Raw genomic sequence first — 25,169 nt, 5'->3', positions numbered from 1 at the left:
TGCCGGGTTCCGCTTTTCACGCCTGCCCCGTCAAGGAAGAAAGCACCTCAATAACAGGAATTTCTTCCATGCCACGCCACCTCAAGCGTTCTCCCTTACCCCTCGCCCTGGCGATCAACCTGGCCAGCCTGGCCGTGCTGAATCTAGGGGTGTGCAGCCCGGTGGCGGCGCAGGAAGCGGCGCGTTATGCCATTGCCGCCGGGGCCCTGGGACCTGCGTTGAACCAGTTCGCCCAGCAGGCCCATGTGGCGCTGTTGTTCGACAGCACAACCGTGGCCGGCCTGAACACCAGCGGCCTGCAAGGCGACTTCCCGGTGGCCCAGGGTTTTGCCCAGTTGCTGCGCGGCAGTGGCTTGCAGGCGGTGCAAGGCGCCAATGGCTACGTGCTGGTACCGATCAACACCACAGGTTCCCTGGAACTGAGTCCTACGGCGATCACCGGGCGAATCGAAGAAAGCAGCACCGAGCATGTCAAAGGCTATGTGGCCACGCGCAACCTCAGCGCCACCAAGACCGACACCCCGATCATCGAAACCCCGCAATCGCTGTCGGTGGTCACCAGCGACGAGATCCGCGACCGCCAATCGGAAACCCTGTCACAAACCCTCGACCTGACCCCGGGCTTCACCAGCCAGCCCACCAGTTTCAACCGCACCTCGGACCGCTTCCGCATTCGCGGTTTCGATGTGGAATCGGCCACCGGCGGCTCCCTGCGCGACGGCCTGCGCTTGCAGAACAACTCCTACGACGGCGTGCAGGAACCCTATGGCCTGGAACGGGCCGAAGTGATTCGCGGCGCGGCGTCGGTGCTGTATGGCCAGCTGTCGCCGGGCGGCCTGATCAATACCGTGAGCAAGCGCCCCAGCCAGACGCCCTACCACGAGATCAACCTTCAAGCCGGGCAGAACGACCGCAAGCAACTGTCCGCGGACTTCACCGGCCCGTTGGGCGACAGCGACACCTTGAGCTACCGCCTGACCCTGCTCGATCGCAAGAGCGACACCGCCGCCGACCACATCAACAACGACAAGATCTACGTGGCCCCGGCCCTGACCTGGCGGCCCGATGACGACACCTCGCTGACCCTGCTGTCGTTCTACCAGAAGACCGAAACCGGCTTCTCCGCGCCCCTGCCCTATCAGTTGACCAAAGGCGTAGGCGAAGGCCGGTTCCAGATCGGCCGTCACGACTTTATCGGCGAGCCGGACTACGACGAAATGAACGGCGAGATGTCGGCACTCGGCTATGAGTTCGAACACCGCTTCGATGAACACACGCGTATCAGCAACAAGCTGCGTTACTACCAGTCGGATGTGACGTGGCGTTACCTGCAAGTCAACCTCACCGGCACCAACATCGGCACCGCGCAAACCACCGGCCTGCTGCGGCGCCAATACAGCGACCGCCAGGAACGCTCGCGGGGCCTGGCCAGCGACACCAATATCGAGAGCAAATGGCAGTTCGGCGACTGGCAGCACACCTTCCTGCTCGGCTTCGATGGCTACGACACCAGCTATGACTCGCACAACTTCCGTGGCACCGCTCCGTCGCTGAACCTGGCGACTTACAACTACGGCCAGCCGGTGGTGGTCAACAAGAACCCCGCGACCGACCGTGGCTCGCAGATCGACACCCTGCAAAAAGGCATCTACTTCCAGGACCAGATCAAATTTGATGAGCGTTGGATTTTGCTGTTGGGCGGCCGTCATGACTGGGCCGACCAGGACACCGAACTGTTCCGCAGTTCGGCCAAGAGCAGCCAGAGCGATGAAGCCACCACCTGGCGTGCAGGGCTGGTGTACAAGGCCGACAACGGCCTGGCGCCCTACATCAGCTACAGCGAGTCATTCTTCCCGGTGGCCGGCACCAACAAAGCGGGACAAACATTTGTTCCCACCGAAGGCAAGCAGTATGAAATCGGTATCCGCTATCAACCCGAGGGCAGCGCCACGCTGTTGAGTGCAGCGGTGTACCAGTTGGAGCAGCAAAACGTGCTGAGCCAGGACCGCACCGACCTCAATTTCTCGGTACAAGTCGGCGAAGTGCGCTCCCGTGGGTTCGAGCTGGAAGCCAAGACCGAAGTCACCCCAGACCTCAGCCTGATCGCCTCCTACGCGTACATCGACGCACGCATCACCAAAAGCGATATCGCCAGCGAAATCGGCCAACGCAGCGAAGACACCCCCTACCACCAGGCCGCCCTCTGGGCCGATTACCGCCTGGCTGCGCTCGGCATCCCGCAACTGCGCATCGGCGGCGGCGCCCGCTACAAAGGCACCACCCAGGCCTCCGGCGTGCCGTCATCGATGCCCGCTTATACCCTGTACGACGCCCGCGCCAGCTACGAAATCGACCCGCATTGGGAAGTCGCGCTGAACGCCAATAACGTCACCAACAAGCGCTACACCTACTGCGAATTCGCGATTTGCCGCTATGGCGATGAGCGACAGTTGGTCAGTTCGTTGACGTATCGCTGGTAACGCTCACAGGCACCGGCTCGGTCATGGTCAGCAGCATCAGCAAACAGGCGAACGAGCCGATGGCCATGAACAGGTCGGTGGTTAACCTGCGTCCGCAGCCAGGCTGAGCGAGTGGATCTTGTCGACAATCTGCCGTGAAGCCTTACGGATCGCCGTCGTCGTGTTACCTGCGATATGCGGTGTCAGTTGGGCATTGCCGATGCCTGCCAGTGGCGAGTCAAAACGGTCTTTTTCGTGGACAAAGGTATCGATGGCGACCGCTTTTATATGCCTGGGAAACGCGGTCATGAAGCTTGCCAACTGGGCTTCATCGACGATGCCACCGCGAGCGGTGTTGATCAGTATCGAGCCTTGGCGCATCTGCCTGAACTGGGCAAGGCCGAACAGGCCGTGGGTGAGCGGTGTCAGCGGTACGTGGAGAGAAACCACGTCGGCCTCCCCCAGCAATTGCTCGAGGGTTTGCCGTCGCGCAAGCCCAAGGCTGCGCGCGACCTGCTGCGTAAAACGCTCTGAACCGCAGGCGATGACCTTGATACCGAGCGATCCCGCTTTGCGCGCGACGGCTTGGGCAATGCTGCCGGTGCCGACCAGCCCCAGCGTGAGTTCGCCGAATTCGAGGCCTGGCGCCAAGGTGCCCTTGGCCCAGCGACCGCTGTGCGTTTCGGTGTTGTAGTGGTCCAGGTCCCTGGATAAAAACAACGCCTGGGCGACGACGTATTCGGCCACCGCCGCCGCGTTAGAGCCCGGCGTGTTGAGTACGCTCACGCCACAGCGCTGAGCCTCTTGCCGGTCGATATGGTTAACGCCTGCACCCGCTTGGGCGATGGCGCGCAGCGGCGTTGGCAGGGCCGATGATGCCGCGGCGCGGATCAGTTCGCCCTCAATGGGAATATTCAGGCGCGTCTTGAACACGCTATACCCCCCGGCCTGAGTCACGGCGTCGATGAAAGCTTGCCGGTCGTGGCCATTGATCTCGGTGTACCGGATGCGCTCGCCATAGTGCTTGCGGATACTGGGTTTATCCGTGAAATAGTAGAGATTCAGGGTGACGACCAAGCCCAACTCAAGGAATCGGTCGACTTCCTCGAATAGCAACGGCGGGCCGGGTGCATCCAGTATCAGCGTGGTGAATGCCATGCACGTTGGTCCTCCTGGCAGATAGGGGAGCGGGTTGATGCGCCTTCAAGCATGGAGTTGAACTGACTACATCCGGGCTCGAATAAATCATAGACCTGAACGATACACAGACACAGCACATGACTGTTAATCATTGGGCAGAACAAAGGCGCTCCAAAGAGCGCCTTTATTCATTCCAGCCTTACTGCTCGCTGATGGTTTTCACATCCGCCTTGGCAGCACCGCCAATCGCAATGCGCTTAGGCTTGGCTTCCTCCGGGACCTCCCTGAGCAGGTCGATGCTCAGCAACCCGTTGGCGAGTTGTGCGCCCTGCACTTCGATGTGGTCGACCAGGCGGAACGACAAACGGAACGCGCGTTGGGCGATGCCTTGGTGCAGGTAGGTGATGCCCTCGTTGTGTTCGCGCTTGCCACCGGCGACGGTCAACACGCCTTTTTCCACCTGGATCTCCAGGTCATCTTCCACCAGGCCTGCCGCCGCAATGACGATCCGATAGTGATCTTCACCGTGTTTTTCGACGTTGTGGGGTGGGTAGGTGGTACCGGCCTCGCTGCGAAGCGCCGATTCAAAAAGGTCGTTGAAACGGTCAAAGCCGACGGAATGACGGAACAGTGGGGCCAACGAAAGAGTAGTAGCCATTGCAAAATCTCCTGAGTTTTCTCCAAGTGATTTGAGACGCGACCCGTAGTCGGCATCGCGTAAAACCTAAGTAAGTTCAGGGGAAAAAATTTCAAGCGGTGCCAGCAAAAAATTTATCCGCTGCTGTGATCGCGTGCAGACAGGCTGACGCAGCGGCGCGCAAGAATCGTGGTGGGTCGACCAAGGCGACTCGGTGCGCACCGATCTGAAATGCTTCGCTGTGCGCCAGCACCAATGGCAATTCGGTGCAGCCCAGAATCAACACCCGCGCGCCCAACTCACACAGGTGTTCCGCCGCCAGCAGCAATTGCTCGCGGCACACGCCGTCGGTAAACCTGGCTTTGCAGCGTGCCCGAGGTGGCCAGCAAGCCGACGGCCTGGCCACTGCCGTAGGTGCGCGCGATCCACTCCATGGTCTCGCTGAGCATGTTGACGATGGGCACGCGCAGATGCGCCTGGATGCGTTCGACAAACGCATGGGCGGTGTTGCAGGGAATCGCGATAGCCTGGGCGCCAGCACTTTCCAGGCGTTTGCAGGTGGCGTAGAGCGCCAGGGTCGGGTCGGTTTCAGCGCGCAGCAGTTTCGGATTTCGCCACCACCGCCGTGGCAATGCTGTTGCCGACCACATTGGTGGCGGTGCGCGCCATGTCGAGGAACTGGTCAGCCGTGAAGGCACTGCCAACTGATGCAAGCCCGTACTGGCATCACCAAACGACGAAGGTGGGAGCGCTCACGGGCGATAGCGGCACAGGTGGAAATCTAGGCAACGAAGGGCGTGTTCTTTGCCAGCTCCGCCAGATAACTTAAGCCTCCAACTTCATCGGGTTCCTCCAAGGACTCAAGGACCGTTTAGCCATCACACCTGTTCAATTAGCAACAGCTGCTATCGTGGGTCGATCCCAAGATGCTGCAAGGCAAACCCTGGCAATCCAGGCGCAAGCTCACACAAGGCATGATGATTGGATGCTAACGAACGATGATCGCTCGGAAAATTGAAAATATCTTGCCGGGCAAAATAAAAGACAGAGATGCCAGGCTCTTGATAAACGCCCGCCTATAGCTGACAAGGTTCGCTGAATAGCGACCCCAAAAGAACGATTAGCCGGAGATTCAGCAGCTTTTCTCGACCTTTTTTGTGAGCTGGCACGATCTGCCCGGTCCGGGAAGTTGGCCGCAACGGATATAAACGACTACGCGCAAACGTTGTGGGCCTGCACGTAGCTTATCGATTGGGGGCCACGCAACCATTGTTCACAGACTGTCGTGACACCCCATCCGTCAGATAGCCTCGGGTAAGTTCTGAGCCTTTTCCGGCGGTTTGATTGAGCCGATGTACACCGCGAAGATAGTCAGCAGCGCGCCGGCAATCTGTAGCGAGGAGCTTGCCTTGCCGAGAAAAGCGACGTCGATGAAGTAAGTGATCACCGGTTCGAGTAGCAGGATCAGTCCGGCCAGCCCCAGGCTGATGGCGCCGATCGAACGATTGACCAGCAGCCAACCGACGAATTGCACCAGCACCCCGTAAATCACCAGCATCACTAGGGTTTGTCCGTCCACGATGGCCAGGCTTTCCCCAGTCGCCAGCGCGTATACCAGCAATACCAGCGCTGCCCACAGACTCAAGTTGAGCATCTGCGCAATCTTGTCACCGCCACCATCAGACAGTTGGGTGTTGATCTTCAAGAAGTACACGCAAATGGCATACGCCAGCCCCGACAGCACCCCATACACCACGCCTTTGATCCCGACTCCGCTGGTCATCTCCGGCAGCAGCAACAGGTACAGCCCGACGAAGGCCAGCGAGATGGAAATCAGGAAGTAGATCGAGGGCTTTTCCTTTAACAGGTACAGCCCCAGCAAGGTCATGAAGAACACCTGGCAGTTGGTCAGGATCGAGCCGATGCCCGGGCCAACGATATAGATGCTCTGATGCCACAGCACCAGGTCGATCGCCAGAAATACCCCTGCCAATGCGGTGTAGAGCTGGGCCTTGGCGCTTTTCAGTCGCACTGGCGTCTTGCGCACCGAAAAGAATCGCCCAGGTCCAAAAACTGCTGCGCACCGGCTCCAGTCTCGCAGAAGCGTCATTCACTTGCGGCTTCTTCGATCAAAGCCACATGACCCGGGCCTTCAAAAAAGTAGTCGGCATTACACCGGGCAGTTTTCGCAACAGCAGTGCCTGAGCCTGTAAGTGCCATCCTGGATGTTGATCTTGCCGTAGTGCTCGGCCTCACGTTTTAAACGCGTTAAGTCGGCCAAAATGGCCTCGCGCAGACGCATGCGGGTGGCGCGCGCCAACAGAGCGATGGCCGCGGCACGAGAATGCTGGTCGCTGAGCGTCTCGACGATGGGCATCACGTGTTCGCGATCCTGGCCCATCCTCCGAACGACACCAGCGCACAAACGTCTGCCAGCGATCACCGTGCGCCTTGACAGTCCGAGAATACCCGCCGCCAAACAGATCTTTTAGCGCTTGCGGCCCTGCATAGCTCAGTTGCCGGCCATAGCCAAAATTGCGTCTATTTCGCCTGCCCACCAGTGCCATGATTGAACGCCTAGAGTTGGGTCGAACGTACCGCCGTGGGGTTGGAACCGCACAAGGGAAATTACTGGCGTGGGATGAGGTGATTTGTGAGGTAACGCTGGCGTTCCGAAAAATTCGGGCCCGCCACATTACTGCCTGTCACGCCATCGACTTCGGGCGTGGAGATACGCCGTCAAATCGCTGTAGCCTAGTTGAGCTGCAATCTCCGTTAATGACTCTCCTTGCAATTCAAGATGCAGTTCCAACTCTGCGCGAATCTGATCGAGCAATTGTCTGAAGGTTGTACCTTCCTCTTCCAGTCGTCTCCGTAAGGTCCTTGGCGTCTGGTGCAGCGCCTTCGCCAGATTGTCCAGATTGGGAGTTTCATCTCTCGCTAGAGATCGTCGCGCGCCTTCAGCAACCTTGGCTGACCAACCGCTGAAATTCCGATGCGCGGCGATCCGTCGATCCAGTTCCTGGGTCAATACCTCAAGCATCCCGTGATGACGTGTCTGCATCGGCAGGCTCAAGCTTCGAGCATCGAAATAGAAGCAGTTAATCGGACAGTCAAACTCGACACGGCCCCCAAACCATTGGGTGTATTGCTTGTAATACGACGGACGAGAGTGAGTAAATCTCGCCAGGACCGGCTGCACCTGCTGCCCTGTTCCCCGCCGCAACTGCGCGATGGACATTGCGCCGTAGTGCTCAATGACATAGCGCGCCAGCTCACTGGGCGCATCGACGCACAGCTCGATGCCGACGCCGTTTTCATCATTGAGCAGCTTCACCGTGTCCGTGTCCGACGCAAGCCGCGCGTAAAGGGCCCAAAGTTTCATGGATGATAAAACGTCGGCGCTGTACAAGCACAGATAGGCCAGGACGTGCCAGTCCTGAGGCGTGAATAGCGTGAACAGTTTCAACCCGATCGCCGGATCGATTCGCGCCGCCTCGCGCCAAAGCTGATCCAGCTCGATCAGGCTGTAATCCCTGTTTTCTCTCAAGGCCTGGCTATCCAGGAAACGTTCCAGCACCTGGCCCAGTTTGCCGCGGTGAAAGCGCTGGGGAGAACGATTGACCTGTTCTCTCTCAATTTTGTCCGTTTCGCGCATAGGGACGGCTTACTCGTTGGCTTCTAATGAAATGGCATTGCCCGCAGGGGCCTTAATCGAGAGTGCCATGAATACAATAATGCTCGCCAACAATCCTTCCGTAATAGTGGCCGGGATATTCCTTGCCTTCATCTTGCTGGAACTCGCGTGTTCTTCGCTCCGTCACCCGTCGAGCGGGAAACGTGACGTACTGATCGAAGTCATCGGCTCCGGGATCCTGGTTGCAATCACGTTCCCCAGTGTCATGTGGCTCAGTGGAAAAATCCTGAGCGTGGCTGTTCCGGAAATGAAAGACGCCCTGGCCACCCTTCCTTGGGTCGCAGGGTTCGTGTTGTTTTTAGTACTGGATGACATGACTCAATACTGGTGGCATCGACTGACACATCGGGTCCCGGCACTTTATGCGCTGCACCGCGCTCATCACTCCGCGCCCTACATGAGTGTCCGCATCGTTTATCGAAACAACAGCTTCTACTACATGCTGATGCCCAGCATCTGGCTGTCCGGCATACTGATCTATCTAGGGCTTGCACATATTTACTATGTTTATCTGATCCTAAAGATGACCGTCATCTTCGCAGCGCACAGCAGCGTTGCGTGGGATGACAAACTGTATGGCATCCGTGTGTTGCGCCCTATTGTCTGGGTTATGGAGCGAACGATCTCCACCCCCTCCACTCATTCAGCCCATCACGGCTTGACTGCCGAGGATGGTGTCACGCATTACAAGGGCAACTTCGGCAACCTGTTGTTCTTCTGGGACATCCTGTTCGGAACGGCCAAAATTACCCGCCGGCGTCCGCCCTTATACGGCATCGAACACTTGTCACCGATCAGTTGGAAAGAAGAGTTGTTCTGGCCCGTCGTGCGTTCACGCCGTGTCGCCCCCAAAGCACACAACGCTAAACAGAAGGTGGCGCAATGAGCCGTCATATCGTTCTGCTGTCTGGATCGAATAGATCAAACAGCCAATCACTCAAAGTCGCAAAATATTTGCGCGACCGATTAGAGCAACTTGGTCTTTGTGATTCAGGCGAACTGCTGAACTTGGCTTCTAGTCGGCTACCGCTGTGGCCAGAAGAAGACATTGATGGAATCTGGAGTGTCCAGCAATCCATCCTCAAAAAAGCAACCGCACTGATCGTGATCAGCCCGGAGTGGAATGGCATGGCTTGCCCGGCGCTGAAAAATTTCTTTTTGTACGCAGGACTCGGTGAACTTGGACACAAGCCAGCGCTCCTGGTGGGGGTTTCGGCTGGGCTCGGGGGAGCTTATCCAATTACTGAATTGCGTGCTTCGAGCTACAAAAACAGCCGGATCATGTATTTGCCTGAACAACTCATCATAAGAAATGTTGAATCGATGTTGAATAGCGAAATTCCCTCAGACGAAAATGATATTCGCATCCGCACACGTACCGACTGGGCTTTGCACTTACTTTGTCAATACGATGATGCCTTACGCACGATACGAACTGCAATCAAACACCCACCTGAGTTCTCTACGGGGATGTAAAACTGTCGCACCTCAATGAGTTGAATAAATAAAACCTTGCGCTAATGTGTGCATTTCAACCAAGTCGATGCAAAAACATTAAATATTGAGCCCGCAGAGTGTTGCATCGACGGGTTGATCTAAGTCAAACGGATACGCGGTTGGCATGGTTAAAAGCAACCATCAACGCACCGGCAAATAAGATGCAGCGATTAATTAAGAATGTAATTTTTACAACTCAATCTTAATTAGCTCATGACGCTGGAATAGCTATTTTGCGACAGACAACCGTCGGCCAGAAGCGGTCATTTGCGAACCGGTAAACGTCACCGGCCTGATCACGCAAGGCGTGATGCCCAAACGCACATCCATTTTCGGCAGCAAGAATCGGAGTGCGAGCACATTTCGAACACCCTTACAGTGAGACTCCAAACTTAGAGGAGTCCACCCTGGCTTCCGTATAGCTGGCCTTTTCCCCTTTACCATTCCAACAACTTTTTGGATTGCCCGGCATCAGCTATGCAATTCTCGAGTCATTTTTTTAGTTAACGAACAGCGCCGAAGGCAACCCATGAAATTATCCGATTATGTACGACTACTTGCTCTAGCGGCGATCTGGGGCGCCAGTTTTCTCTTCATGCGCATCTCGGCTCCTGTTCTGGGCGCGTTGCCGACTGCATTTTTCCGCGTGTTGTTAGGCGCCATTGGCTTGGCCGTCATTCTTGCCATTTTAAAAACCGAAATCGACTTCAAAGGTAAGCTAAAGCAGATCACGGTGTTGGGCGTTATCAATTCTGGCATCCCATTTTTGATGTATAGCGTGGCGGCACGGCTATTACCTGCCGGCTATTCAGCAATTTTCAATGCGACCACACCGATGATGGGCGTATTGATCGGTTGGATGTGTTTCAGCGATTCGTTGACATTGAAAAAAGGTATTGGCGTGTTGATCGGGCTCATGGGCATTACGTTGCTGACCGGCACCGGCCCCGTCACACTTTCAATGAACGTGGCCATGGGCGCGTTGGCTTGTTTAGTCGCCACCAGTTGCTACGGTGCAGCAGGATTTATGACTAAACGATGGATAGCAGACAAGGGTGGGCTGGACGCGAAACTCGTAGCTTTTGGCAGTCAGATTGGCGCTACCCTGTTTCTCGTACCGTTTTTCGGAATCTCAACCGCAATAAACCTACCGACGAGTTGGGGTAACCCGGAGGGTTGGATAGCGCTGGTTGCGCTGGGTTTCATCTGCACCGCGTGTGCATACATTCTGTACTTCCGCTTGATAGCGGATATCGGGACGGTGTGGGTGCAAAAGGGGTGCAACCTGAGTGCAGAAAGGATGCAACCTGGGAGCAAAAGGGAAGCAAATAGATAGCAAAAGGGCTGCAAATCGGATGCAAAAACACCGGCGTTAAGCCGGTGCTAAATAAAAAATAGAATTTCTACAGATCAGCGACGCCAGAACGGTAACTCGTCAGAAGCAAGAGAGTTATACAAGTCTTCGGAACGATTCACATCAAAAATATAGTCAGGCGCGTCGGTAAAGCCGATTCTTAAAGGGACGTACTCATTAAACTCTTTATAAAAAACATCTGAACATTCGACAGCATCAAAAATAATTTTGAAGAAGCGAGCAAAAATATCAGCCAGAGTATTACCACTCAAAAGCAAACGAGTATTTTCCTCGTCCACCCCGAAAGCGCTTATATCAAAGCTATCCGCAGGAATGCTATTAAACTCAGCCCTTACACTCTCTAAATCTATCTTTAACTCAGCCAGTTCGTTTTTGCTTAAAGAGCGGCAATAAAGCTTCTCTGTAACCAAGGGATACCTGCTTCCTCTTTTGCCGCCCTCAAGAAAAAACACAACTGACTTAAAAAAACAGTCAACGTCAGAGGCTGGACCTAAGACAGATATTGTCATTGCGGCAAGAACACCTACATTTTTCATTCTGCTTTAAACCTGATGGATGAGGGAGATATTGCCCCATTTGACTTATCAACTATTCCACGAACGATTTGCGCACGCTGCACAGGCGTAACAGCTTGCCCTCGAATATCAATAACGACTTGCTGCTGCATTCCTTGCGGTAAATTTTCAGCTCGCTGGAGGGCTTGCTTGGAAACATTACTAATCAATCCGCTTTGATTTTTTGCGATGTTGTAGTTTTTCACTTCAACACTGCATACGTTACCTACACACCAGTCTGGACGAACACTACCCGAAGTGCCGTAAGGAACTTCTTGTCCATTTTTATAACTGACTTGTGGGCGAGCTCCAGCACCAAGATCAGCGCCGACATCAATTTCAGATTTTTGGGGTGTGGGACGAACAGGTGTCCCAGTAGAGGCAAGATCATCTACCTTTCCAGCAGCGCCACCAGTAGCTTTTGTACCGAAAAACCAATCTTATTTTTTTGACTTACTGATTACATAGTGATCAAGATATTCTTTCAGCGGCTTGGCGGTCCCTAAAACATGAAGCTCTCCAGTTTCCTTATCAATCAGGAATGGTCCGTTTCCAGCCAGTTGAGCCGACAGGATCCCTGTCTCCAAATACTCTTTAGATTGATAGCAAAAAAACCATCCCTCACAGAACTCGCCCTCATGTGTTAGCTGCAAAGCAATCTCAGAATCTTTCAAATATTCCTTAGCTCTTTCCAAAGCGTATTCGTAGGTAATCATTAGTTAGTTCTCAGTAACTGCAATGTCTTAAAATTACTCATATTTGCCGGCTTTCCAGTCTGCCCATCGAGATAACGAATAGCCCCATTCTGATTAACCACGTTGAATACATGGCCTGGCTGACCTGGACCATAGGAGCCAAACACAATCCCACGTGCGCCGTCCCCACCACCAATCATGTGCTGGGTGATGGTTTCGGGTGAAGACACACCGCTAAACTTAGCTCCATATTGCTTCTCCAGCACGGTCAACGGAACACCCTTGGTGGAGTTTATCGGCAATGCAGATGCTGGATTACCTGCCAGTGTTGCATCAGTAGCAATTGAACAATTAACGCAGTTATGAGTTCGCCCAGCGTCTGGATAACCTGGATTGACGTTCTTTATTGAACCGGCAGCTTCGTCCGCAACCCCTGCCGCTTTTGGACCAACTAATTACGATGAAATCAAAACCACTGGAAAATTTAAAACTGTTCCTTCAACATAACCCCAAGATAGGGCATGCAACTTCTTTGATACGCGCGGATCTATTGGCATAAGTAACATCAAGAAAGTCTCCAGCTCTTCACTATACTCTATTCCTTTTATTCCTAAATTATCGTGCAGCCTTCCAGAATACTCACTTTCAATGCCATCATTCGAAAAGACATAAATTATCTCAGAGGTAATATCTGAGTAAACAATTGACTGAACAAAAACCTTACTGTTTATAGACGGAATGACCATTCCACACATCCTTAAACTCTTCAACGCCCATTTTGTACTGCGTACCATTAAAAGGATCTTTAATCAACACCCTGCCAACGTCATCCACTCCATCAACCACGACCCAGTGCCCTACTTTATTTCCAGAATCCCACATCATTGCACTCCAAGAGCCCGTTTTATTGAGTGCATTGAAGCTAGATACATCGACTGCGTTCCCAACCCAACCAGAATCAACTGTATTCAACTTTCTCGCCAAGGAGTTCATGGAAGTAAGCTCGGTTCCAAGATCAACCTGAGAAGTAAGAACACCTCGATCCTTCAACAGCATCTCACCACAGGCAGCACCGCAAGCTGTAGGAGTAGACTGCTTTACCACGTTAGGGCTAGCAATCTCGTCCAAAACATTCCAAGTCCCACCAGCCCCAGCCTGTATTTCTTTTGGACCTTCCGCAATTCTTGCCGCCGCAGCAGCATCCGCTGCCGCAGCCACCTCCTTCGCCGCAAGACTACCAAATCCTCCCACACCTAGCGCAGCACCACCAGCGGTCGCGGCTCCGAAAGGTATCTCAGCAGCTGTTATCCCAAGCTCAGTACAAAGGGCTGGATTCGCCACACACACGGCTAGCAATTCAGGACCGAGTAATACTACTCCAGCGCCTGCCCCTGTAGTTGCCAACGCTCCAACTACAACATTTCCTCCACCCTCCATAACACCTTTGCTGTAGTTGGATCGGCATACGTCCGCTGGCAGTCCGTCGCAACTCTTAGCCACGTATTCGCTATAAAGCTTGTCGGCCAGCAATCTACTACCTAAATCATTATTTTCCGTCGCATTACGCCCCGATTGAGCACCGGCGACTGCTCCCGACAGGCCACCACCCACTGCCGCACCGACAAATCCCGCGGCCAAGGACGAAAGAGCCGAAACTGTCTGCTTTTCCGCTTCGGTAAGATCTGCGTGGTTACGATCAGGGTAGAGCTGCGCCGCAATTAACTCACCGGTCGCTGCACCCGCGCCGCCTGCTGCAGCCGAATTTCCCTGGGCCTTAGCAACTACGGCACCTAGTACCGCCTGAGCCATGATGCGGACGGTGTCATTGCCCTTCGTTGTCTGCTTAATGATGTTCGCCAGGTAAGGCGCGGACGCACCAGCCAGTGCAGAACCGATATCGCCTCCGGCTAATCCCTGCAAGGCTGCAGTCACGGCTTGTGCAGCACGCTGGTAATCACCACCCGTGCCATATTTTTCCATCACCTCCTTATAGACCCGTGCTTCCCGCACCTCCTCCTGGGTAGGATTTTGATTATCCTGACTTGCAAGCTCCTCGCGCGCTGCCTTGTCGGCATTGAGCTCACCCTGAGTACGAACGATGTCCGTCGCTTGAGTACCTATATCGCCAATCAACTGCACCTGACGAAGGCGCTTCTGCTCTTTCTCCTTATCGAAGATTGGGCTGATGCTGTCGTTGGCGTGTTCGACATCGTGGCTAAGGGTCGCCACATCTTGCTGTTGTTTGGCAGGGTCGCGAATATCGAGAGTGCCATTGGAGACGGCCGATGAGGTCATACCACTGGCGCTGCCACTGTGGTTGTAAGCGATCAAAGTACCGCTGGGCATGTTGCTGGTAAAACCGCCACTGCCGTCGCTGGAACTGCTGACGCTGGCACTTTGCATTTGGCTCTTATATTCGGCCTCGTTCTTGATATCACTCCAGCCGAGAGTGCCTGTACTCAGCCGATTCTTATCGGCCTCTGCGGTACTGGCGATGACGCTTCCATCAAGTTGTGTGTGATTAACCACATCAACCTGATAACCACCTTTACCCGCGTATAACCCTGTCTGCTCCTGCACGCTTTGGTATTTGGAGTCAATCTTGGTTTGGCTGACGCTAAGACTGGCTGAGCCACCTGTGCCGATGATCGCGACACTCACGCCGCCACTCACATCAGTTTGCTTAGACTTATAATTGTCGGTGTCTTGAAGGCTCTGCAGTGTCAGATCGCGACCGACACTGGCAGCGATTTTGTCAGCACTGACCTGTGCGCCCTTAAGGGCAGTGTCTCGCCCGCTGACCAGGTTAGCCTGATGTCCTGCGTCCAGCGTGGTTTCAGTCCATGTGGTGCCGGTACCTTTTTCATTACCAGTGCCTTTATTCGCGTTGGCGAAGATACTCAGGCCACCGCCTTGAGGCCCAACCCCCAAACTAATCCCGATTGCGCCACCGCCACTATTGTTTTTGCCATCCAGCTTTTGGCTATTGGCGGCTGCTTCAAGACGGATATCCCGCTCAGCGGCCAGCGAAATGTCGTTGACTGCTTTGAGGCTACTACCTTGAACATGGATATCTCCGTCTACCCCAGGAGTACCGTTACCGACGGCGACAATGCTGAGATTGTTGCCGCTGGTCAGGCTACTGCCTTGGCTAATCGTTTGTTCTTGGGTCTGTTTTGAACTGGACTTCTGCGCACCGAGGGAGATGCTAATACCGACAAACTGCCCGGCGTTGTCAGCAGTCATTCCACCGTTCTGCTGAGCAGCCTGCCAAGCCTGAACGCCAGTTAACCCTGCTTTGATACCTTGCAAGGCGGATACACGGCTGTCGTCTTCCTGCTTGGCTTGCTTGGCCGTTTGATAAGCGGTATCGACCGCACTACCGACAGTTCCGGAGAGTGCCAGCGTCAACCCACCGCTTTTGCTTTTAGAGGTTTGCTCGCTCTTGTTGTTATTTTCGGCCGCTATGATGCTGACGTTTTGGCCAATGAGGTTGATGTCCTTACCTGCAATAACATCAGAACCTTTTATGCTGAGATCTTTACCGGCCTGAATATCGACACTGCCAAGCACGCTGCCGATGGTACTGGCCTTGCTACTTTCAGTAGTGCTGGTCGAGGTATTTTGAAGGCTGGTCGAACCTATGGTGAAACCTATACCACCAGTCCCCAACAGGCCGGATTTTTTACTCGACGTAGAATGGCTTTCTTCGAAGGTTTCCGTCGCCCCGTCAATCACCACATTGCGTCCGGCAATCAAGCTGGTGGCGTTGGTGGAAACTACGTCACTGGCTGTAGTGCCAATGTCCCGACCGGCACGGACGACCACCGTGTCGGCACTGATGGAGGAGCCCTGTTGAGTGATAGAGCTGCTGCTGTCGATGCGTGTCTTCTGGCTGCTGGACAACAAACCGCTGCTGGTCTTGGTTTTGCGGTAGTAGCTGTAATCGCTGTTTTGCGCCGCGTTCAGGTCTAGATCGTTTCCTGCGTACAGGTAAGCTTCCTTCCCGGCACTTACACGACTGGCGCTTACCAATAGATCCTGGTTCGCACTCAAGGCGACGTTGCCTCCGGCTGTCACCGTCGTGGAAACCTGCTGAACATGATCCTCCTGACTCGTCACCTTCTTGGTCTTACCATACGAATGCTGCTCATCCGCCGCCGAAGCCAGGGTCAGATCACCCACCGCACTCATACTCACATCACGCTTGGCAGCAATCTGACTGGCAATCGCGGTGACATCCCGGCCAGCGCTGACCTTCAAGTCTTGCCCTGCATCGACGGTCGAGCCGTATTGGGTAATGGTCTGGTCCGTATGCAAACCACGCACGCCGCTGGTGACTTGTTCAGCAGATACAACGTTGACGTCACGTCCGGCAATGATCGTGGTGTCCGTGCCGCTTTTGAGCACGCCGCCTGTGTTGTTGACGTCTTGCCCAGCCTTGACGGTCAGGCCGTTGGCGGCTTCGATACGGGCGGCGTTATCGACGAAGTCAGTGCGCTCGGTTCGGTAGCCGCTGCTGCTTTCGTGGGTGGTGACGGTGCGTTCGTTGATCACGTCGCGGCCGGCCGTCAGTGAGACGTCGCGGCCGGCGATGACACCGCCCGCTTTGTTGATCAGATTATTGCTGGCCAGCAGGTCGAGGCGATTGCCCGCTTCTACCAGACCACTGTTCACCAGGTCGTTGCCGGCCGTGGCGGAGAGGTTGTTGCTGGCTTTCAACGTGCCGGCGTTGTTCAGGTCCTTACCAGCGATCAGGGTTACGTCACTGCCCTGGATAAGGGCGCCGTTGGCGGCCAGGCGATTGTTGGCGTTGGCCAGGTACAGCACCGGCACCAGCACTTGCTCGCCGTTCACCTCGGCGTTTTCCATCCAGACAATGTCGTGCGTCAGGGCTGCGACTTGCTCGGAGGTCAAGCTGACACCAAGCGACAGGTCGAGCTCCTGTTTGCTGGCGACGGCGTTGTTCATCAGGTACTTGAACAGGCCCTCGTCGGAGGTCTGGCCGTCGATGTAACGCTGGCCGGTTCGGGCGACTACGGCTTGCTGAATCAGACTCTGTTCATAGAAACCGTCACCCAAACGCTTGGCGCTTTGGTCCGGGTCGTAACCGAGGTTGGACAGCAGGTAGTCCGAGCTCATGAACTGCTTGAGGTCGGTGAGCACCGGGTTGGTTTCGATCAGGTATTTCTGCGGTTTGGACTGGCCGCTGCTGGCGGGCAAGCCCTGGACGCGATTAACGGTAAACGCCGTGGAACGACCGGGCAGTGCTGAGCTATCCGCGTCAGCGGCCGGCGTGCTGGCATTGATTGCGCTGGCTCCAGCGCTCACGTTTGGCGTCTGACGATCTGTCGCGGTCAGGTCCACGCTGCTGGCCGAAGCCTGAGCGTTGTTGCCCAGCTGAATGCTGCGGGGCTGAACATTGGGCAGTGCTTGCTGACGCTGGTCCGGGCTGACGGCGCCGCTGCCCATGGTCCAGCTCTGCGCACCGGTGGTCACCGGGGTAGTGCTGCCTTGAGCGCTCAAACGGAACAGGCCGTTTTGCCCGGTGGGCAGCGCGAAGCCCGGCAGGGACAATGGGTTGACTTGCTGCTGTGAGAGGTTAGGCGGCAATTGCTGGTTGAGGCTGATACGCGTGGAGAACGCACTGCCCGCCGCCCCCGTATCGGTGCGCGGGCCGCTGCCTACATAGGTATAACCAGGGCGTACGGCACCGTTACCGATAGTGTTCTGGGCGTTGACGTTGACCGTGCCGCCGGCTTGGATGATCGCCGCGTAGCTCTGGTCGCCGGAAGCCAGTTTGCGGGTGCTGCCCAACCCCACAAGCTCGGATTCGGTCATGCCAATAAAGTTGGCCATCCCACCCTGAAGGCCACTCAGGTTAGCGGCGTTGTAGCCGCTGCTTTGATACCAATACTGGTTCGTGAAGGCATTTGCGGCGCTGTACCAGCCGCCCGCGTTGCTGGTTCGCTCGGACAAGAAGATACGGGTGGTTTCAGTTTCACCGGTTTCAACACCGCTGTTGGTCAGGTTGACCAGCGTGGCGCTCAATTTCCCCGCCGTTGCGATGGTGCTGCTCTGGTTCAGCAGGTCACCACCGTTCAGGGTCAGGTCGCCGCCAGCCGTGATGCTTGAAGCAGCGCTGGCCGCTGTGACCTCAAGTTTCTCGCGCTGGACGATCTCCCAAACGTGGTTCTGTTTTCCGCTACAGTCACCTGCGTTGTACCCTTCGATGCAGGTCACTTCTCCGATTCTGGCGGTGTAGATGCCTGCGTTGTTGAGGGTGAGCACGTCCCGAGAGTTCTGGATGGTGCTCGCTGAGAGGCTCATGCTGCCGTCGCTCTGAATCGACGCGGAATTATTGAGGATGCTGGTGGCCTGGGCGCCTTGGCCGTCACGGTCAATCGTGAGGTTGCCCAAGCTGTAGATGTTGGCGTAATTGTTGTTCAGCGCGTTGACCCGCAGGCCCATGTTGCCGCCACTGAAGATCAGCCCGCGATCGTTGACCAGTGAGCCGGTGGTTACGGTCAGCGCTTGAGCGCTGCCCAGCGTGCCCTGGTTGTTGATACCCCCTGCGTTGACGGTCAGGTTAGTCGCCGACGTCAGGCGACCGACGTTACTCAGTTGGCCTCCGACTGACACCGTAGTGTCCCCGCCGCCAGCGATGCTCGAAGCCGCGTTCAGGCTCACTTGCCCGGCACTCAGTCCGAGTGTCCCGAGGCTACTGAGCCGACCATTGCCCGAGTAAGTGCCACCGAGGTTCAGGGTCAGCGCACCATCACTGGCGATCAGTCCGTCGTTGGTCCAATTGCCACCGCTACCGACGAGGCTGGTGGACGCCAACAGTTGGCCACTGGCGGTCTGGGTGAAGTTATTGACGTTGACGTTCAGGCGCGCGGCCTGGATGACGTTGCTGTTGCTCCAGCTGTCGGCGTTAAGCGTCAGGCCGCCGCGAGTGACGATCGAGCCGCCGGCGCCCGTGACGTTGGCGGTAGAGATGTCGAACGTGCCGTCGCCCACATGCAGCAAGCTGCCGCCAGCATTGAGAAAGCCACCTGCCGCCAGGCTCAGGTTGGTGTTCGCGCTTTCCAGCGTGCCGTTGCGGTTGTCAAACAGCCCGCCTATCTGGAAGTCGGTTTTGCCGCTGCCGCCCAGGGCGCGCAGTTGGCCGGTCTGGTTATCGAGGCTCGCGGCCTTGATTGCCAGGGTGCTGTCGCTTTCGATGATGCCCAGCCGGTTGTTCAGTGCGCCACTGAGGTTGAGGTCGATCTGCTGACCGGCAATCTGGCCATCGTTGTCGCCGCTGTTGTCAAAGTCGCCGCCGGTGACGTTGATCTTGCCTTTGGCGTACAGGCCGCCGTTACGGTTGTCGAAGTTGCCGGTGGTGATGATCGCATCACCGCTTTGCGCCGACACTCGCCCGCCGTAGTTATCGATGCCACCCAAAGCGGTCAGGTTCAAGCGCTGTGCCTGGGTCACGCCGCCTTGACGGTTGTTGTTCAGGTCATAGCCGTTTTTCAGCACGCCGGTTAGCCGTGCAGTGAAGGCCGATTGCAGGCTGGAAAGCACGCCGCCGCGGTTATCGACATTGCCGGCGGAGACGGTCAGGTCGCCGGTCTTGGCGATGATCCGGCCACTCTGGTTATTGATATCTGCGCCCGTGGTGAGGGTCAGCGCCCCCTGACTTTGCAGCGTGCCCTTGCCATTGCTGAGGCCGCTGGCCTGGACTTGCAAGTCACCGCTCTGGCTATAGATCAGGCCGTCTGCGTCGTTCTGCACCACGCCCGGTGTGGTGATCGTCAGCAGATCGTTGGCCGCGACGGTGCCCCGATTACGATTGTCCAGGCCGCCGGTGAGCAGCGTCATCAAGCCTTGGCTGACGAGTTGGCCGCCCTGGTTATCGATTTGCGTCGAACGCTGAACCCGCAACGGGCCGACGCTGGCCAGTTTGCCGTTGGTGTTGGTCAGCACGCCAAGCACGTCGAGGGTCACCGCCGCGTTGCCGACCAGGTTGCCACCGGTGTTATCCAGCGTAGTGCCGGTAAAGCCAAGGTCCTGCTGGGCGTTGACGGTGCCGCCGGCATTCCCCAGCGTCATCGCCTGAATCACCAGCGCCGAACCGCTGTCGATCAGCCCGCCTTGGGTATTGTTCAGCAGGCCGCCGACGGTCAGGGTCTGGTCGCCGCCACTGGAGACCACGCCGCCGTTGCTGTTATCCAGGCTCGCCGCGTTGAGATTGAGGTTTTTGCGGCTGACGATTGCGCCTTCACCGCTATTGAGCACCGCACCACTGACGGCGACGGAAACATCGCCGTCGCGACTCGACAGCGTACCTTTGTTGCGGTTATCAAGACCGTTGCTGGTCAGGTTCAGGCCCTGCCAGCCGGACAGCAAACCACCGAGGTTTTGCACGGCGTCGGCATTCACTGTCAGTACGTTGTTGCTGATCAGTTTCCCACCGGTGTTGTCGAGCGCCCACGCATTCAGACCGAGGCTTTGAGTGCTGGAGATTTCGCCGTTGCGGTTACTCAGGTCGCGTAAGTGCTGAATGCTCAACACGCCCGCCGTGTTAATCAGGCCGCCGCTGTTGTCCAGGTCTGCCGTGGCCGCTCCAAAATCGATGGCAATTGCGCTGCCCAACAGTGAGCCATTCTGATTATTGAGGCCGCGACTGTTGATGGTCAGACCGCTGGTGGCGTTGATCAGGCCGTTATTCTGGTTATTCAGCTGTCCGTCGAGGTTCAGGTCCAGATTGGCACGGCTGGTCAGCGTGCCGCCGCTGTTGTCCAGGCTGGTGGCTTTGACGTCGAGTGCGGCGGCCGCTATCAGGCCTTTGAGGTTGGTCAGCGCCTGATCAACACGCAGGGTTACGCCCTGATTACTCAACAGCTTGCCATTACTGTTGTCCAGGCTGCGAGCCGTCACGTTGAAAGCTTGGGCGCTGGAGATTTCACCGCCATCGTTGTTGATGTCGGTGAGATTTTTGAGCATCAGCAACGGCGCGCTGATCAACCCGTTCTGGTTGTTCAGTTGGCCCTGGTTCATGTCCAGCGTCAGGGCGGTGTTGCTGAACAGTTGACCGCCCTGTTGATCCAGGCCAGTGACGCTGGCGGTCAGGGCGCCGGAGCTGGCGATTCGACCGCTGTCCTGGTTGGTCAGTTGAGTGGTTGTCAGGTCCAGCGTGTCGCCACTGTTCAGCCGCCCGTTGTGGCTGTTATCCAGCCCCCCGGTGTTCACGCTCACGGCGCCTTTGCCGTTGATGCGGCCTTTGTTGCTGTTATCGAGGCTGGCACTGTTGAGCACGAGGCCGGCGTCGGTAACGATCTCACCGCCTTGGTTGAGTACGACGCCCATAGTGGTCAACGTCAGAGGCCCCGCAGCAGACAGGCTGCCGAGGGTGTTGGTCAGGCTGGATGAGGTGACGTCCAACCTACCTTCGGCACTCAGCAGACCTTGGCTGTTGGTCAGATCGCCGGAGAGTCCGGCCTTGAGATTTTTCTGGCTCAACAGCGAACCGCCGCTGTTGTCGAGGTCCTGTCCGATCAACGTCAGGTCAGTCTTGCCCGACAGCAAGCCTTTGGCGCGGTTGATGACATGATCGACTGTCAGTGCCAGCGCGCCCTGCGCAACGACCTGACCGCCATCGCTGTTGTCCAGGCGATTACCTGCCAGGCTAACGTCGGATGCGCTCGACAACTCGCCCCCACGGTTATCGACGGAGCCGACCTTCGAGTTCAGTGCGTTGTTTGCCCCGACCAGGCCACCGTTGCGGTTGTCGAGGCTGGTACCGGTCAGCGTCAGGCCACCGGTTGCAATCAACTGCCCGCCCTGATTATTGAAGTTTGCGACGCTGGTCGTGACATCGGCTTTACCGGCGATCTGGCCACGGCGGTTGTCCACGCTGTCGGCGCTGACCTGCACATTGCCGTCGGCGATCAGGGTGCCATCCTGGTTGACGACCTGACCGTCTACCGTTATCCCGAGGGTGCCGCGGCTGCTGATCAGACCGCCAGTGTTGTCCAGACCGGCGCTGTGCAGGTCCAGGGTCTGAGCGGAAATCAGTCCCTTGACGCTGGTCAGCAACTGTTCGACGCGCAGGGTCAGGCCCTGATTGCTGATCAACTTGCCGTTGCTGTTGTCGAGGTTACGAGCGTCCAGTGCGAATGCCTGTGAACTGGAGATCTCACCGCCCTGGTTGTTGATGTCCTTGAGGTTTTTCAGCATCAGCAACGGTGCGTTGATCAGGCCGTTCTGGTTGTTCAACTGACCCTGATTCAGGTCCAGGCTCAGGGAGGTTTTGCTGAACAGTTGACCGCCCTGCTGATCGAAACCGGTGACACTGGCGGTCAACGCTTTATCGCTGGCGATTCGGCTGGCAACACCGTTGCTCACCTGAGTCGCGCTCAGGTCAAGGGTGTCGCCGCTGATCAATTGCCCGGCTTGGGTGTTGTCGAACGTCCCGGTCGTTACAACCGACGCATTCTTGCCGCTGATCAGGCCTTTTTGGCTGTTATCGATGCTGGCGCTGTTGAGGGTCAGGGTGCTGTCTGTACTGATAGAACCGCCCTGATTCTTCAGGATGCCCACGGTGGTCAGTGCCAAGGCACTGGCACTCGACAGGCTGCCACCAGTGCTATCAAGACTGCCTGCATTGACCGTCAGAGTCCCTTCACTGCTGATCAGACCAGCGACGTTGCTCAGGGCGTTGTCGAGGCGAATATCCAGACCTTGCTGAGTCACAAGGTTGCCACCGCTGTTGTCCAGGCTCTGCCCGATAACCGTCGTTGCGCCTTTGCTGAACAGCTGGCCTTTGGTCTGGTTAATGATCTGTGCCACACGCAGGGCCAGATCGGTGCCGGCGAGGATTTTGCCGCTATCACTGTTGATCAGTTGTGAGCCTTGCAGGCTGACATCGACGGCGCTGGAGATTTCCCCTCCACGGTTGTCGACTGCATCGACGTTGAGTTTCAGCGTTTTTGTGGCGCCTACCAGACCGCCACCACGGTTATCCAGTACCTTGCCGCCCAGGGTCAACGCGCCTTGGGCGACCAGTTCGCCGCCCTGGTTGGTGAACTGCGCAACATTGGCGATCAGGTCAGTTTGGCTGGCAATGCGACCGCCGCTGTTATCAGTGCTCGTGGCCTCCAGGCGCAACGGACCTGTGGCGCTGAACAAGCCGCCACGGTTATCCAGATGCGTACCGTTGAAGTCGATGGCTGCCTGGCTGTTGAGCAGGCCTTGCTGACGGTTATCGAGTTGCCCGACATTCAGTTGCAGGTCATTGGTGGCGCGTACTTTACCGGTGCGGTTGTCCAGCGAATCGCTGCGCAGGGTCAGGCGATCCTTACCGCTCAGGCTGCCATTACGGTTGTCGAGGCCGCCAGTCTGCAGGTCAACCGCGTCTTTGGCGCTGAGGTCGCCGCTTTGATTATCGAACAGGCCCGTGATGCGTGCGGTCAGACTGCCATCGCTGATAAGGCTGCCGTTATGGCTGTTGTCCAGACTGGCGGCAGTGATACTGACGTTCTTGCCGGAGCCCAGCACACCGTTCTGGTTATTCAGGGCGCCTATCAAACCAATGTTCAGTGCAACGTCCCCGGTCACCTGACCATCGCTGTTATCCAGCGAGGAGGCATTCACCGTGTTGTTACCGGCGCTGGAAAACTCGCCATTGTGGTTGTTCAATTGCCCAAGATTGGCGGTCAGGCTGCCTTGGCTGGTGATGACGCCCTGAGTGTTGAACACCTGATTAGCGGCGAGATTCAGCGTACTGCTCCCCAACACCCGACCGTTGTTCTGATTGTCCAGAGTCCCGGCATTGAGGGTGGTGGTTTGTCCGCTTAGCGTGCCACCCTGGTTGGTCAGGGTCTGAGTTGCGTCAACAACCAGGTCACGACTGGCGATGATGTTCTTGCCAGTGTTGTTGACGCTCTGTGCACTGATGCTGACATCGCCCGTGGCATTACGGGTGTTATCGGCATTGACCCCGCCTTCGATGATGCCGTTATTGCGCAACTGGCCACCGCTGGCGAGCGTGATGCGGTCCTTGGCGACAAGGTTGTTCTGACTGCTCAGGTCACCTTGGGTTTTCACATCCAGGGTGGTACCGGCGTAGACCGATCCCTTGGCTTCCAGGCTGTTGGCCGTGACGGTGACTGCACCGGTCGCAGCAGTATCGACAACGCTCAAGTGCCCATTGGCATCAAGCTGAATGTCACCCGCACTGACAGCCATCTTGCCATCGAGTTTCACGCCGACACCGGCTTCGCTACTCACCAGCTTGATCGCCCCGGCATACATCCCACCCAGGGCCGAAGAGTCGATCGCCAGTTGCGGTGCAGTCGTCGGGTCGGCGGCACGCGCGGTGGCCTTGAGCGTCTTGGCGCCAACGTCATTAGCACCGGCAATGATCGTCAGGTTCTTGGCCTGGATCTCAGCATTGAGCTTGGCTGAGCGGGTGATGATTTCGAAGCGGTCGATGTTATTGGCGTTAAGGCCCGCACCTTCGATGGCGACGCTGCCTCCGTCGACTTGGTAACGATTGACCTGGCCGTTTTCGATCACTGCTTTACCGGTGGTCAACGTCGCTTGCGGGGTATTGATAAAACCGCAGCCGTTGCAGCTGATGCCATACGGGTTGGCAACGATCACGTGGGCCGATTGCCCCGCCACTTCGGTGTACCCGCGCAACTGACTCGGGCTGCCGCCGTTAACCTCGTTGAGGATCACGCTGGCTGCTGTACCGTTGAGGTTCTGGTTGCCGAGGATGATCCCGCCCAACTGGGTCGACTGGGTGCGGCTGGTGGCGTTGTTGAGGATGACGCCCTGCTGGCCGACGTTGTAATCCTGGAATTGGTTATGGGACAACCCGCTGCCATTGGGCGCCGCGATATTGACGATGGGTACGCCGTTACCCGCCTGGCCCAGCGTAGTCCCCGGCGCGCTGACCACAATCCCATCCGCCTGCGCCAGCAACGGCTGCCAGAACATCGCGTTGGCCAGCACCAACGCCAAGCCACGCTTGGGCAACCCCAGGAAGTTGGAACGACTTTTCAAGGCCGCAGAAGGTTGGCGCGCGAGGAAGGCGAACTGGCGAACGTCCATGTGATGTCTCG

14 protein-coding genes and 4 pseudogenes are annotated in these 25,169 nt (G+C 56.6%); 5 read left to right on the top strand and 13 right to left on the bottom strand.

The features are described 5' to 3' along the window. The first annotated feature begins 68 nt into the window (after positions 1 to 68). On the top strand, positions 69 to 2,480 hold the full coding sequence (locus FIV39_RS12035) for a TonB-dependent siderophore receptor (protein WP_090406872.1): 2,412 nt from the start codon (positions 69 to 71) through the stop codon (positions 2,478 to 2,480). Between the two features lie 81 nt (positions 2,481 to 2,561). On the opposite strand, the gene FIV39_RS12030 is transcribed toward FIV39_RS12035, so the two are convergent. The 5 genes and pseudogenes from FIV39_RS12030 to FIV39_RS12010 form a co-directional block, all read right to left on the bottom strand. After that, on the bottom strand, positions 2,562 to 3,617 hold the full coding sequence (locus FIV39_RS12030) for an NAD(P)-dependent oxidoreductase (RefSeq protein ID WP_090406875.1): 1,056 nt from the start codon (positions 3,615 to 3,617) through the stop codon (positions 2,562 to 2,564). Positions 3,618 to 3,798: 181 nt separating this feature from the next. Beyond that, positions 3,799 to 4,257 (bottom strand): Hsp20 family protein, encoded by a 459-nt coding sequence (locus tag FIV39_RS12025; protein ID WP_090406878.1) that lies wholly within the window; start codon positions 4,255 to 4,257, stop codon positions 3,799 to 3,801. Between the two features lie 278 nt (positions 4,258 to 4,535). Next, the gene (locus FIV39_RS33900) at positions 4,536 to 4,868 is read right to left on the bottom strand and encodes an aspartate/glutamate racemase family protein (RefSeq protein ID WP_390620697.1); all 333 of its coding nucleotides are present in this window, start codon (positions 4,866 to 4,868) and stop codon (positions 4,536 to 4,538) included. Beyond that, positions 4,825 to 4,920, bottom strand: a pseudogene (locus FIV39_RS33385) (cation:dicarboxylate symporter family transporter); the annotation flags it as partial. The gene FIV39_RS33900 and the pseudogene FIV39_RS33385, both read right to left, overlap by 44 nt. Positions 4,921 to 5,536: 616 nt before the next feature. Beyond that, positions 5,537 to 6,286: pseudogene (locus tag FIV39_RS12010) on the bottom strand (DMT family transporter); the annotation flags it as partial. Between FIV39_RS12010 and FIV39_RS12005 the strand changes: the two are divergent. Further along, a pseudogene (locus FIV39_RS12005) lies at positions 6,286 to 6,441 on the top strand (helix-turn-helix domain-containing protein); the annotation flags it as partial. The pseudogenes FIV39_RS12010 and FIV39_RS12005 sit on opposite strands and share 1 nt — an antisense overlap. Before the next feature lie 7 nt (positions 6,442 to 6,448). On the opposite strand, the pseudogene FIV39_RS12000 reads toward FIV39_RS12005, so the two are convergent. Together FIV39_RS12000 and FIV39_RS11995 are read right to left on the bottom strand one after the other, a co-directional pair. Further along, positions 6,449 to 6,803: pseudogene (locus FIV39_RS12000) on the bottom strand (hypothetical protein); the annotation flags it as partial. A gap of 128 nt (positions 6,804 to 6,931) precedes the next feature. Continuing rightward, positions 6,932 to 7,894, bottom strand: coding sequence for an AraC family transcriptional regulator ligand-binding domain-containing protein (locus tag FIV39_RS11995; RefSeq protein WP_090406881.1), 963 nt, complete (start codon positions 7,892 to 7,894; stop codon positions 6,932 to 6,934). A gap of 67 nt (positions 7,895 to 7,961) precedes the next feature. Between FIV39_RS11995 and FIV39_RS11990 the strand changes: the two genes are divergently transcribed. The 3 genes from FIV39_RS11990 to FIV39_RS11980 all read left to right on the top strand — a co-directional run bounded on the left by FIV39_RS11990 (position 7,962) and on the right by FIV39_RS11980 (position 10,766). Further along, positions 7,962 to 8,819 carry a sterol desaturase family protein gene (locus tag FIV39_RS11990; protein ID WP_090410086.1) on the top strand — a complete coding sequence of 286 codons (858 nt, stop codon included), beginning with the start codon at positions 7,962 to 7,964 and terminating at the stop codon, positions 8,817 to 8,819. Beyond that, complete coding sequence (locus FIV39_RS11985; RefSeq protein WP_090406884.1) at positions 8,816 to 9,409, top strand: NADPH-dependent FMN reductase; 594 nt, start codon at positions 8,816 to 8,818, stop codon at positions 9,407 to 9,409. Before FIV39_RS11990 ends, FIV39_RS11985 begins: the two co-directional genes overlap by 4 nt. Positions 9,410 to 9,959: 550 nt before the next feature. After that, entirely contained in the window at positions 9,960 to 10,766 is an 807-nt protein-coding gene (locus FIV39_RS11980; protein WP_090406886.1) for a DMT family transporter, read from the top strand. 74 nt (positions 10,767 to 10,840) lie between these two features. Here FIV39_RS11980 and FIV39_RS11975 read toward each other — a convergent pair whose 3' ends face one another. From FIV39_RS11975 to FIV39_RS11950, 6 genes are all read right to left on the bottom strand, one after another. Continuing rightward, positions 10,841 to 11,341 carry an Imm70 family immunity protein gene (locus tag FIV39_RS11975; RefSeq protein ID WP_090406889.1) on the bottom strand — a complete coding sequence of 167 codons (501 nt, stop codon included), beginning with the start codon at positions 11,339 to 11,341 and terminating at the stop codon, positions 10,841 to 10,843. Continuing rightward, positions 11,338 to 11,565, bottom strand: a complete 228-nt coding sequence (locus tag FIV39_RS11970) for a hypothetical protein (protein ID WP_141537443.1) — start codon at positions 11,563 to 11,565, stop codon at positions 11,338 to 11,340. Before FIV39_RS11970 ends, FIV39_RS11975 begins: the two co-directional genes overlap by 4 nt. 234 nt (positions 11,566 to 11,799) lie before the next feature. After that, positions 11,800 to 12,075: a YrhB domain-containing protein gene (locus FIV39_RS11965; RefSeq protein WP_090406892.1), complete on the bottom strand. Its 276-nt coding sequence runs from the start codon at positions 12,073 to 12,075 to the stop codon at positions 11,800 to 11,802. Continuing rightward, a complete protein-coding gene (locus FIV39_RS11960; RefSeq protein ID WP_090406895.1) occupies positions 12,075 to 12,461 on the bottom strand; it encodes a toxin glutamine deamidase domain-containing protein in 387 nt (128 codons plus the stop codon). The genes FIV39_RS11965 and FIV39_RS11960 overlap by 1 nt, the downstream gene beginning before the upstream one ends. A gap of 48 nt (positions 12,462 to 12,509) precedes the next feature. Continuing rightward, complete coding sequence (locus FIV39_RS11955; RefSeq protein ID WP_143513894.1) at positions 12,510 to 12,800, bottom strand: hypothetical protein; 291 nt, start codon at positions 12,798 to 12,800, stop codon at positions 12,510 to 12,512. Next, positions 12,775 to 25,158: a hemagglutinin repeat-containing protein gene (locus FIV39_RS11950; RefSeq protein ID WP_143513895.1), complete on the bottom strand. Its 12,384-nt coding sequence runs from the start codon at positions 25,156 to 25,158 to the stop codon at positions 12,775 to 12,777. Before FIV39_RS11950 ends, FIV39_RS11955 begins: the two co-directional genes overlap by 26 nt. Positions 25,159 to 25,169 lie beyond the last annotated feature (11 nt).

This window comes from Pseudomonas grimontii, assembly GCF_007858185.1.
GTDB classification, from domain to species: Bacteria; Pseudomonadota; Gammaproteobacteria; order Pseudomonadales; family Pseudomonadaceae; genus Aquipseudomonas; species Aquipseudomonas grimontii.
Note: the sequence above shows the minus strand (reverse complement) of the source record. Positions and strands in the feature narration are given on the sequence as shown.